Raw genomic sequence first — 12662 nt, forward strand, 5'->3', positions numbered from 1 at the left:
GTCTGAAAATCTTATTATTTATTTTCTATGAGAAGGTATCTGAATACCATAAAAGGTATTAATGTCCAGATGCCGTCATGCTTAAAGTAGTCCATTACACTGTAAACCTGACCTTTTACAGACATGAAATGATGATATTGATAGATCAAATAAAAGCTCTTCAATTATGTGAAGATATATTATTGATTAATTAACATGAATCTTCAATAGTTCAAGAAATTTTCAAAAATGTGAGGATTATGATGGGATAAATTTAACCTGTTATTTTTAATAGAATCAATAAAATATAATGCGTTATTGATCTAATTCAACTGACGCTACCTTCCACCAAAATATTTTCCAAGATTATTCCGTGCGGTAAAAAGTGTTTAATTAAATCATAGAGTTACAACAAAGCAGGATGCAGTATCTAAATTAAAAAGCTTTATTGCTCAACCTCTGATTGATACAGTAAGAGAGATTGTATAACCCCTATAGATGACTAAATGTAAATTTAGATGAATCCAATACGTACACCTTTAGATTCACGGTATAAGTACTTTGGCAGTACAGCTTCGTTGCTAACTTTTATGTCGCCATGGCAAGTGACTTTAAGATGTTGCTTAGAAACTAAGAACCCTTTATCACATTAATTGGGCTAATTCCTTAGGTGTTAATCTAAGACCTCGATGCGCATCAAGTGTATTGGTTAACTACTCAACAAAGTGGCGTACTTTCGGGGATGAATGTTTCTTTGTTGGATAGATGATAATCATATGCAAGTAATGAAATTTATAGATGAAGATAAAAGTGAGTTGAGTCTCCTACAATATGTCTTTTAAAATAAACGAAATTAGATAGAATAATATCTAAGTTTATGTATTTTAATAAATTAGGTTTGTATACCAAGAGGGTCGTGTGGCACATCAACAAAACTATGATTGGATTAAAGCTTTTAGCAAAATTAAGGAGTTGGTAATTGGTTATCGCCATGATCAAAAAGGATTGATCACTATTCTTAAAGACGCTGGTATTGATGTCCCAGATGATGAATCTTCTGAAAAAACCAAAGTGCCATTAGAACAAATGGATCCTTTTTCATTCTTATCTTTAATTAATAAACATCCAAACGTTTATCGTCGTACAGAATTTGTGAATAAAATTCTAGGTCAAGATTTTTTAAATATCAATATTGAGAATTTTTCAGGGGTACCAACATCTCAGGGAACGGCTGCTTTATTTTTCCCTTATAAATATCAACGTAAAGCAGATGATGTGAACTTGCTATGGGATCTATTTGAAAGTATAGATGATCCATCTAACATTACACCACAGCTGTTCCAAGATATTCTTTCTATACATTCCGTTGGTTTTTCAAAGCTTACGCAAGGTTTGTTTTGGTATGCTCCTGATTTATATCTTCCAATTGATGGGCAAACGGTCCCGTACTTATCTGATATAACTTTTCCTCAAGCTTATAAACTAAAAAATAAAAAGACCTACAGTGTCGCATGGCAAGAATATCAGGCATGTCTCAGTAAGATTAGACAAGCATACACACAGCCTTTTGCTAACATTTCCTTTGAGGCGTGGCTTCAAAATGGAAAAAAATATTCTGCGACACAAGCCATTCGATATTTGAAAAATAGGTATGGGAAACCAAGTGGTTCGACACATATACAGATTTTTAAAAATAGCCAAAATCGTGAAATGGCTTTAGATCCTAACCTACAGAGCGCTAAGGTTTTTGTAGAGTCTATGCCCCAAATTGATTTTTTTAGCAATATTGATCGGATTTATGGAATAGCTGAAAAGCGTAACCAACATTTAGATACGTATGGTGATCATCTTGGAATCGTAAGTCCAGCTGTACTTATAAAAAATCTAAATGAAGAGCTTTTAGAACTACTTTGTGACTGGTATGACCTTGAAGAATCAGGAAGTTTGAAAGAACGAGTGCAGCAATTTTTATCCATTTGGCCTTTACAGACTATTTCTACTTTAAAATTTAAAGATTATTATCAATTAAAACAGTATGACAGTTTTGCTCGCTGGATTGATTTGTTTGATGTCAGTATGGGAGCTACATATGGTAACAACTTTCATGTATGGCGTCCGTTAGAAGAAAAAAAAGAAAGTCGGGAACATGCAATTTATCAATATGAAAATAAACAAGCATGGGAAAAAGTATTTGGAAATACTTTTGACGATGCTTTTGAAACTGTTAAAAGAAGAGTAAATGATATCGCCCATTTAGCTCGAGAAGGCGATTTTCAGGGTATAGAAGAAGTTGAACTAAATGAGTCTTTAAAATGGAAAGTAGCGTTTGTCTATCAGAACTTTAATCAGCCAAAAGTCTATCCTATTTTTAGCAAGGAAGACTTAAAGCGGTTAGGTTACAAGAGCATTGTGAATTCCTCTTCATTTACTTATATGACTGCTTATGAGCAGTTGGAATCTAATAGAAATGGGAATGAGTATTTTGATTATGTGGAACAATTATACCAGCGAATTTTAGAAGTAAGAGCTGAGGAAGTGGGTAAAAAATTAGCAAAAAAAAGTAAGGTTATTGAAGGGCTGCAAGAGATGAAGAAGAACGATCATGAGTTAAACCGTATTCTGTTTGGTGCAGCAGGTACAGGAAAAACTTACCATACGATAAACCATGCTTTGGCTATTTTAGAAAATAAAGAAATTGATGAAATTAATACTGATGAAAAAGCAGGTTATAGAAAGGATTTAAAAGATCTTTTTGAAAAACGAAAATCGGAAGGCCGTATAGAATTTGTAACCTTTCACCAAAGTTTTAGTTATGAGGATTTCGTAGAAGGCATTCGTGCTGAAACTGAAAATGGCAATATCAATTACAGCGTACAACCAGGTATTTTTAAAGTCATCTGTGATCGAGCTAGAGAAAATAAAAAAGTCATGAAAGACTTAGGTGTGCGTTCTGATGCAGCTGTATGGAAACTTTCAATTGGAGATCTATCAACTCGACAATATTGTTTTGACAATAATCAAATTCGAGTTGGTTGGGGACAAACGGGTGATTTGACAATCGAAGAAACTAAATATAGCGACGGATACACACAATTCAGTGCAACAGATCACCATACTTTAGAGCAATTTACAAGTGGGGTTGAGATTGGAGATGTTATTGTTTGCCTAAAAAGCACAAGTGAAATTTGTGCTGTAGGTGTTATTACAGGTGATTATTTCTTTGATGCAGAGCATCTAAGTCAAGTTAGAGAGGACTATCTCCACTGCCGAAATGTGAACTGGATTTTAAAAGACTTAGCTTTCAATATTCGTGATCTCAATGGTGGTGTTGGACTTACTTTAAAAACGATGTATCGCCTATGGCGTTTTACATGGAACGATTTATTAGAAGCATTGAATAAGGAAGGTTATCTATTAAGTAACGACCAAAGTGATCCAGATCCTTATGTACTCATTATTGATGAAATCAACCGAGGAAATATTTCTCGTATCTTTGGAGAGCTTATTACTTTAATTGAGGATTCGAAACGTGATGGAGCCGAAGAGTCCCTCAGTATTAAACTTCCTTATTCTAAAAAAGAATTTAGTGTGCCTAAAAATCTTTATATCATTGGCACAATGAACTCATCAGACCGATCTTTAACTGGCTTAGACATCGCTTTGCGACGTCGTTTTACCTTTGTAGAAATGCCTCCAAATTCTGAGTTATTAAAAGATATCAAAGTAGAAGATTTGAAAATCGATAAATTATTGGAGATTCTTAATCAGCGTATAGAAGTGCTTTTGGATCGTGATCATTGTCTTGGTCATGCCAACTTCATGACTTTAAAAGAAAAACCAACACTTAAGCACTTAGCAAATATTTTTAGACAAAAAATCATTCCGCAACTTCAGGAGTATTTCTTTGACGATTGGGGAAAAATCGATTTAGTACTTAATCGAAATGGGATGTTAGTTAAAGAAAGTAACATAAGAATTTCTGCATTATTTCCAGCTGATGTGGTGGAAGAGTTAGGTTATCTTAATCAAAAAGAGGTTTGGAAAATCAAACATGATGCCTTTGACAAGATAGAGAATTATAGATCAATTTTAGGAATGCAGGATGCTTCCTAATGAAAGACATCACAGTTCGAGAATATGCATATTTGTGTGTTGAGTATGCGAATCATCCAAAGAATAGCCTCGATAGTGCTTATATTAGTCAAAGCGCCTTTGATACGATTTGTGATCTATCAGCAACCTTCTCCAAGCAAGGTGCTAAAGTCTTTGAGTTGGCTGGCCGTAGGCGGATTAAGTTAGATCAATACGTTGGTATTATTGAAACAGAATGTGGAACACGCATTGAGATTTTACCGAAGCATCTTGTCGTTGATGAAGAGCAAAAAATAGAAAACATTATTAAAAAAGAAAGAATGCTTCTACAGGCAATGCTCCGCAGTACTTTAGATCTAAATTATCGTGAAGCAGGTGAGGCATCCTTAAATAAGTATGTCCAGCCTCTACACGAGTGGATTATGAAACAATTTCTTAAATGTTTTAAGAGTTTAATACAGCGTGGTTTAAGATTTGATTATAACCGCGTGCAAGAAGACCAAAAATTCTTACGTGGGCAATTGCAGCATGCTAAATATATGCGTCAACCGCCATCACGGCGGCACATTTTACCTATTGAACATGATATCTATGAGGTGAATCGAGCTGAAAATAGATTGATTCGTAGTGCATTAGAGATAGTCTGCAAAAAAACTAAAGATGCAGCGAATTGGAGGTTGGCACAAGAGCTACGTTTAATGACGGATGAGATTCCAAAAAGCCAAAATATTCAACATGATTTTAGACAATGGCAGTCCAGTCGATTGCTTGCTCTGTATGAAGATATTAAACCTTGGGCTGAGATTATTCTCGGCGAATATATGCCAGTTTCTACGCATGGTGTGGCACGAGGAATGAGTTTTTTATTCCCTATGGAAAGCCTATTCGAGGTGTATGTAGGTCGTAAAATCCAAATATTATTGCCTGAGTGGAATGTCTCATTGCAAAAACAAGATCGTTATATGTGTGAGCAAAATGGACGATCAATGTTTAAGTTGAAACCTGATATTTACATGCAACATAAATCAGGTCATGACATTAAAGTTCTAGATACCAAATGGAAGTTACTTGATCAAGTAGACACTAAAGCTAAATTTGGGATTAAAGATAGCGATGTGCAGCAAATGTTCGCTTACAGTGCTTATTACTTAGGTCTTGAACATGAAATTGTGATGGTTTATCCGGCACGTAAGAGTAAGTTCGATCAAGCATTGCCAATCATGAAATTTAAACATGGTAACTCTATGTTAAGGGTGATCCCTTTTGATTTGGATGAAAGTCTTGAAGGAAAACATTCGTTATTTATTGGGAATTTAATTGGTCAGACTATTCAGCGTTTATAGTTTTGTATCTTTACTAGTGGGTTAGTTGGGGTAACATTTCATATGTAAAATACTTAAAAATTAGTTATTAAAATGGTGGATTAAGCTGCCGCCACCTCCACCAAAATAATAACAAAGACTATTATAGTTAATGTATAAATAGTTTAATTAAATCATAGACTTGAAATATCTAAATTAATAAGGTCTATTGCTTATCACTCTAATAGATGCATTCTGTCATCAAATAGATATAGCTTTATGGAAGGCCATATATGAATTTACATGAATCTAATGAATCAGTTTTTTGCTTTTGAGTTAGTGTTTTAATTCTATTAGTATTTTGACAGCACGGTTGGTTAATTACAGTACAGTACCTAAAGACTTTTATCATTTTTCTTAACTTTCTCTCGATGGCAAAAGGGCACAGATGTAAATTCTGAAATACCAAATATAAATTTCAGTAAAACTCGCAACGCTGCTGGGACATTTTTGTAGCCTAATACTCATTTTGAGAATAAATCCAAATCGGCGACAAGTTTAATAAATTTTGTAAAACCTTTTTAGATAACTAGTTATTTGTTTTGAATGGATAATCAGATTTTTATTAAACTGTGATTTAAATAAGATATTGATTATTAATTTTATTTTTAAAAATTCAAAGTTGAGCTGGATTGCACTTTTTGGTATTGTGTATGTGTAAAAAAAACACAAAATAGGAAAAATAAATGAATTTAAGTCTTAGAGTGATTTGCATCGCTGGGCTAGTAACTGCATCAGCAGTTTATGCTTCTACTACTTTATCCCCAAATCAGAACACGAATAGTGGCAATATACCAACTGGTTATGCTGATCTAAAATTTGTTTTAGCAAATGGCAACTGGGTAAAGAATATTTATTTACCAAATAATGCGAATAACTTAGACAAGGTAACCATTCAATCAACTGCGGGCTATAAGAGCTATTTAGATACTTCAAACACAAATTTACCTATTGAAGTGCTTGAAATACAAAGTGGAGACACTTTTCAATTTGTCTACAATGCCTCATCGAAGAAATGGGTTGTTCAACTTGCTACTGTAAGCCCAAGTAATAATTCGCAAGTTGAAAAAATCGCATTGAGTAATGTTAAATTACAGCAGGTTTCACTTGCTGATGGAAAGTGGGCAAAAACAATTGTTCTGCCAACGAATGTAATGGATGGGGCTTTGATCCAAATTGTTTCGACTGCTGCTTATGCTTCTGAAATTTTGAAAGATAATTTACTTTTTGCGAGTAGTTATAATCTAAATAATGGCAGTGAATACTGGCTCAAATATAATGCTGCTTTACAGAAATGGGTTCCTGAGTTTATTAAACCTTTGAAAATTAATGTTAAGGATATTGGAACGAGTTTAAATGCTGTAACGACACCAGTAACTGAAGTTAATTTTGCAGATGCAAATTGGGTTTCAAATTTCACTCTGCCAGCTACAGCAAATGATCGAGATCGTATCATCATTAAATCGACAGCAACTTGGGCAGCAAAAATTAATAATACGAATACCAATAGTAGCGCTACATTGAGTCTTAAAACAGGTGACCAATATGAGTTTATGTATGTAACAGATAAGGCTCATTGGGTTTTGATGTCTGCTCCAACAAAAACAATTAGTTCAAATAGTGCTATTGCGTCAACTTTACCAAATATGACTCAGCCGACGCTCAAAGTGAATATTTCTGATGCTAATTGGAAACAAAGCATCAATTTGCCGACAACTGCACAGGTTGGTGATAAGGTTATTTTGTCATCCACAGCCGGCACAGATACTTTTATTACATCTGCCAACGGCTTATCTACAACAATTAAAACAGGTGAAAATCGTCGATTTATTTTCACCGCTCAAGGTTGGGTAACTGATAGCTATACCATCGATATGTTGCTAGTCAATAGTCCAGAAGTTTCTTCGATTTTGGGTGAAAGTGCATCAAAACTTCGTATGATTGAAGGATTGAATTTAACTAATTTAACTGCTGAAAATTCATCAGCTAAATTTTATTTAAGACAGGCAGGATATTTGATATATAAAATTCCTGCTTCAACTTTACTTGATGCGATAAATGTTGGACGTTCAGATACAACAGTTCAAGCAGAGCGTAAACGTGTATTAGCAGATGGTGTTTATTACCAAGGGAATGAGCCTGGTGCAGGAGGTTGTGGTTGGGCTTGGATCAATGCGAGTTCATATAACATGATCGGTGCTAATGATATTGCTGGATGTTCAGTTGCAGCAATGCGTCATGAAGTCGGTCATAACTTAGGTTTATATCATGGCGATTCAACCAATATCGGTTCAGGTTTTTCTCATCCATTGGGAAGCACGGCTTTGGGGGGAAATAACTTAAACTTTTATTCGAGCCCATATCTTTATAACCCTAAATATGGTGTACGTTTAGGTGAAGAAGGTAAGAAAGATGGTGTTAGTGTCATTAATGCTAACGTTATCCAAATCTCACAATACAATTAAGTTCTTTGCAAACGTATGAAGCATTATAAAATTTTAACTTTACTTGCAGTCACGTTTATCGTGACTGTGGGTTTATTTGTTTTTTTTAAGCCAGATCAAGCTGGAGCATCTACACAGAATGGCTCAACTCAAAAATCGAATAGTTTCAGTTCTTCAGGTCAATCTACATCTAACCTTCCGCGAAAAAATTTAAATATTTCAAAACAGGAGTTTGAAAGTGCAAAGAAAGAAACAGTCTTGTTCCATGAAATACAAGACAACGATTTGAAAAATAGTGAAGCCTTACCACTCTCCAAGAGCAATAAAGGAATGGCGATTCACTATAATCAAAATATTATTGAAACCAAAAACATAGGTGATCTTGTTAAGTTCCAAATGCTTGAGTATGGACTCAATCGTAGTGGGAAAATTGTTGAAATTGAAAAAGTAGATGATGATATCTTACGTTGGCGTGGGGAGTTTGAACAGGGTATACCAGAACGAAACTATTTTACGATTACTCAAAGTCAAAAAGATCAATATACGATTATTCAAATTTATAGTGATAAAGGAAACTATACGGCTGAGATAAAGAATGGGCAAGGTATCGTACAAGTGATGGATCAAGGCGTGGAAGATAAAGAACTGCATGTACATGATGATTAAAACCCGGATGTATTTGAGGTATTCTTCACTTCTATCCTGACAAAAAACTATTTATAAGAGTCTTCTAAATTGCTAACAAATACCAAGTATCGCCTTGGTGTTTGTTCTAATTTTACACTTATTTTATTCTTCTAAAATTTTGAAAGATCTGACTTTAGCAATTTTATATTTTAAGTAACAAGATAGGTTTAATATAAGATGTAGTGAGTTTGTATTTTATTCAATTAAATTTTAAAGATTGACATCCTCTATATCGCTGATAATCCTTTGTTTGCTGGCCTACATTACCAGTCTCTCAACCCTCTTTCGTTTTGCTACCATCGATTGACAGTGATAGTTCTTCTTAATTCCAAGGAGTACGCCATGCGTACTATTTCTATTTTTCTTCTCACTATTCGTTTGTGTGTTATCGAAGGACATAGCTTGCGCTAATTTCATTGAAATCTTTATGACGATCAATATTCATAATGAACTTGGGATAAACCCTAGCTAAGTCACATCTAGGCTTTATAAACACAACTTCATTGATTTTATTCTGATTTTAATTAAAACAATTTCACTTACTCATTACCTCAGTGAAGCCATATCTAGATACGGACTGGCATGCATATGTATTGATGAGAGGAAGAGATGGGATTAACACGATTATTTTCATTATTCGGCGCATCGTGTTTACCGACTACGAACATCAAGCACTGATCACCGACTTGATTCAGCATAGTTTAGTACTGGTGCTAGTCTAAAGCAACGAGGTCTAGAAAAAGTTTTACGAATGTTTGCTTAAAAAAGCCAAATATAAACTAACTTGAAAGGCATCAATTAATGCCTTTCAATAAGCCCATTCATAGGTGGGTTACCTGTTTATAAATCAATGCTGTTGATGCTGGTCATTAGACTCATTTGGTTTTAGACTCGGAGTTTCATTAAAAAAGTTCCATGGTTTCAACAACACATTAACCCATTCAGTAGGCATAATTGGCCATTCTTCAGATCGTGCAACGTGAGTAGTACCTGTTGTCATCCATACAACGATATCTTTATTATTAATGTTATCATCATCGTTAATGAACTGTGCAAGACCCGTATCATGAGTTGATCGATTTGGATATTTACCGTCGGGATATTTTTCATTTGGATTATATTTCGTTACCCAAATTTGTTTATCCATGAAGTTCATGCGTTTAAATAACCATTCATCTGTAGAAAAATTAGCGCCCTTCGCTATGGGATGTGTGCCGCCAGCAAAAGGAATAATTTGGTATGAAACAGGATTACCCATTGCATTTTCTTTCTTATAATTGCTTATTAAACGTATAGTGCTAGGATCGAAACGTTCACTTGCATTTTTTTCATTGCTAATAGTAGAAGTCTCAATTTGCATTGAACTTTTGCGTATACTATTTTGATGTTTCATAACAAATGGATTCATATGAGTTAAAGTATTTTCTAAACCATCAATATCCATATCTAAACGGAAATTGTAAATATGCTGATGAGTTGTTCCAACAATATTATGGTCGATTAAAGTTCCATACTTAGTGTCATTGTTTGCTGTACTGTCATGCATGGTTTTTGATTTGACACCTTTCACAGCCTCAATTCCAGTTGCCCCTGAATTAATACCAATCGTACCATTTTGTGATAAGACCCAATCAAAAATATAATCGTAATTACCAATCGTACTTATCCAACGTACTACCAATTCACGACGAGCAACACTTACATTAGGCTGTCCCATTTCTTGATGTTTATATTCGGGGTTGGCGTAACGCTCAAAAATTGCAAAGGCGTTAGGGATAGTAATAGGATCTCCTTTATAATCAGCAATAACGGAATCGAAGAGTACTGCATTTTCTGGCACATCAGTACCGCGGTTTAACGGTGAAGTAAGAGTTCCCATTCCGTAATCACCAGAATCAACATAAGATTTAAAATACCAACCTAAATCAGGATCACCGTATGGTACAACCATTCCACCAAGGTTGCCTTCATACATGACTTTACGTTTAATACCATTATCTTTATAAGTCATAGTCGACAATTTGATACCCACACGAGAATCTAAAGAAACATGAAAACACCAATTTCCCCAATGAACGTATTGACCAGTAACAGTAAAGTTTTTACCCTCAGGTTCTGTAATACGTAATGGTTTTGCAGACTGAACATTTTTATTACGTCCATCATATGGACGAGCAAGCATAGGAACAGGGATAATTTCTCCATCTTCAATTTTAATAATTTTCTTTTTATCTAAATCAACGATTGCAACTAGATTCTCAATAGGGTGTGCCCAGTAGTTACCATCACCTATATCAAGATAACTAACTATTTTCAAAATATTAAACTCTTTGTTCAAACCATCCTCCCCACCAAAATAACCAACAGTTAATGGGGTAGCTACAACTTTGCTTACATCATTGATTCCTCGCTTTTTAAGCGCTTTAGCATACTCTGGACTTTCCTTGATTACCTTTTGTACTAGCTCAAAATCATCTAATAGCACCATACCATGAGTGTCTTTAAGAATATTCCATTGTTTGATTTTCTTCGCTTTTAAATCTACCACTCCTTCAATAACAGTATTATTTTGTAATAATATAAAATCAGCCTGACGATCGTAATTAAAAGCTTTTTGATTTAATACACTATCCCAAACTTCCTTTTTTTCTGGGTCTTTCAAAGATAATTGACTGAAGCGTAATTCTTTTGGGGCACGGGAATCCTGGCCGATAATAGATTTTGCTAATTTAATTTCATCTATAGATAAGCTATTCAGTGGATGTGGAATGGTTTCAGTTTTAAATGTCTGATCTAAACCAGATTGAAAAATTTCATTAGCTAGACCTTCAAAGGCATATGCCTGATTCTGCTTTTCAATTACTGGGATTTCAATTTCAAGTGGCTTGCCATTAACATAAATTGTTTTAGAATTTGGCTTGATTTTTACATATGTTGAGTTTTTAGTAATAACATATAAATTTGAATATGAGTCATGTTCAACCTTTGCTCCAACAGAATTCATAATATCATTTAAAGGAAGCATTTTTGCTTCTTGGTCATGAGCAGTAGATTTAGTAGGAATAAAAAATGGAATCATCGCAAAAAGTAAAGTTTTTATTGTAATATTCTTTTTGGTTTTTGGTGCATTTGAATCTAATTTCATGGATCTATTCCCTATTTGTGACTATATAAATCTTTTAGTTGATAACAATGTTAAGTTAGATAAAAATATGATAAAAAAAATCATCCTTAAGGATGATTTTTTTTGGATATATAAAAATTATTAAGAATTCCCGTGTAGTCTACTAACAAGTTGATGTTTGTTGTTAACTTGAATTTTTTGGAAAATATGTTGTATGTGTGTTTTTACAGTTGAAATGCTTATAAATAGTATTTTTGATATTTGTTCATTGTTTTTTCCCATGCAAATAAGTCTTATTATTTCTTCTTCTTTTTTTGTAATTTTGTATTTTTGAAAGGGAAATTTTACTTTGTTGTTTATTAGTTCTTCTTGTAAATATTTGTTTGTAAAGTTTTGATAGCATTTAAGGAAAATAAATTCTTCATTGGTAAAACAGCCATTTTTTTTGTTTCTAATTAAACTAATACCTAAAACTGGAATTTTATTGAATTTGAAATATAGTTCTATATTATCACCTATGTTGTTTTTTTGCATAAAGTTTTCATACTGTAGGGGAATTGGTTGTTTAGATAATACTAGTATGTCATCTTCACTAGGAATGCTTTTACCTATAAATAGGGGGTCGTGTTGCTGCATTTTTTTTAAATAATATTCGATTGTATTTTTGTTGATATTTTTGAAATAATGGTCAAAGGTTTTAAGATTACTGTTAATTCGATAGGCGAAGTAAGCATCAATAATAATTGTATCCATCAGTGAAGATATGAAGTTGTCTACAAATAATGTCCATTTTTGATAGTTCATAATAATTCCTATTTTATTAATTAAATGTAGAATAAATGTTTACGAATTTATTTATTCTTTAAATTACAAAAAAAGTTGGTCTTTTGTAATGATTCATTTAATTTAATAATAAATTATTTTCAAGCCCATAATTAATATGCAAGGTATTATGGGCTTGGATAAATGATTTAT

7 protein-coding genes are annotated in these 12662 nt (G+C 33.5%); 5 read left to right on the plus strand and 2 right to left on the minus strand.

The window, feature by feature from the left end:
• The first annotated feature begins 897 nt into the window (after positions 1-897).
• The 5 genes from NDN11_RS04775 to NDN11_RS18185 all read left to right on the plus strand — a co-directional run bounded on the left by NDN11_RS04775 (position 898) and on the right by NDN11_RS18185 (position 9285).
• Positions 898-4092, plus strand: coding sequence for a DUF8426 domain-containing protein (locus NDN11_RS04775; protein ID WP_251110918.1), 3195 nt, complete (start codon positions 898-900; stop codon positions 4090-4092).
• Positions 4092-5414 (plus strand): McrC family protein, encoded by a 1323-nt coding sequence (locus NDN11_RS04780; RefSeq protein WP_251110919.1) that lies wholly within the window; start codon positions 4092-4094, stop codon positions 5412-5414. The genes NDN11_RS04775 and NDN11_RS04780 overlap by 1 nt, the downstream gene beginning before the upstream one ends.
• A 704-nt stretch (positions 5415-6118) precedes the next feature.
• Positions 6119-7897 carry a metalloendopeptidase CpaA gene (gene cpaA / locus NDN11_RS04785; protein WP_251110920.1) on the plus strand — a complete coding sequence of 593 codons (1779 nt, stop codon included), beginning with the start codon at positions 6119-6121 and terminating at the stop codon, positions 7895-7897.
• A gap of 15 nt (positions 7898-7912) precedes the next feature.
• A complete protein-coding gene (gene cpaB, locus NDN11_RS04790; RefSeq protein WP_101237568.1) occupies positions 7913-8542 on the plus strand; it encodes a metalloprotease secretion chaperone CpaB in 630 nt (209 codons plus the stop codon).
• A 617-nt stretch (positions 8543-9159) separates the two neighbouring features.
• A complete protein-coding gene (locus NDN11_RS18185) occupies positions 9160-9285 on the plus strand; it encodes a hypothetical protein (RefSeq protein WP_285292132.1) in 126 nt (41 codons plus the stop codon).
• Positions 9286-9410: 125 nt separating this feature from the next.
• Here NDN11_RS18185 and tynA read toward each other — a convergent pair whose 3' ends face one another.
• Positions 9411-11708: a primary-amine oxidase gene (gene tynA, locus NDN11_RS04795; protein WP_353050830.1), complete on the minus strand. Its 2298-nt coding sequence runs from the start codon at positions 11706-11708 to the stop codon at positions 9411-9413.
• 120 nt (positions 11709-11828) lie between these two features.
• Positions 11829-12491, minus strand: coding sequence for a response regulator transcription factor (locus tag NDN11_RS04800; RefSeq protein ID WP_101237567.1), 663 nt, complete (start codon positions 12489-12491; stop codon positions 11829-11831).
• Positions 12492-12662 lie beyond the last annotated feature (171 nt).

Origin of the sequence: Acinetobacter sp. C26M, assembly GCF_023702675.1 — a bacterium.
In the GTDB taxonomy this organism is placed as follows: domain Bacteria; phylum Pseudomonadota; class Gammaproteobacteria; order Pseudomonadales; family Moraxellaceae; genus Acinetobacter.

Coding starts and splice junctions, on each gene's coding strand:
- tynA (WP_353050830.1), bottom strand. CDS start 11,708: ATGAAATTAGATTCAAATGCACCAAAAACCAAAAAGAATATTACAATA.
- cpaA (WP_251110920.1), top strand. CDS start 6,119: ATGAATTTAAGTCTTAGAGTGATTTGCATCGCTGGGCTAGTAACTGCA.
- cpaB (WP_101237568.1), top strand. CDS start 7,913: ATGAAGCATTATAAAATTTTAACTTTACTTGCAGTCACGTTTATCGTG.
- NDN11_RS18185 (WP_285292132.1), top strand. CDS start 9,160: ATGAGAGGAAGAGATGGGATTAACACGATTATTTTCATTATTCGGCGC.
- NDN11_RS04800 (WP_101237567.1), bottom strand. CDS start 12,491: ATGAACTATCAAAAATGGACATTATTTGTAGACAACTTCATATCTTCA.
- NDN11_RS04780 (WP_251110919.1), top strand. CDS start 4,092: ATGAAAGACATCACAGTTCGAGAATATGCATATTTGTGTGTTGAGTAT.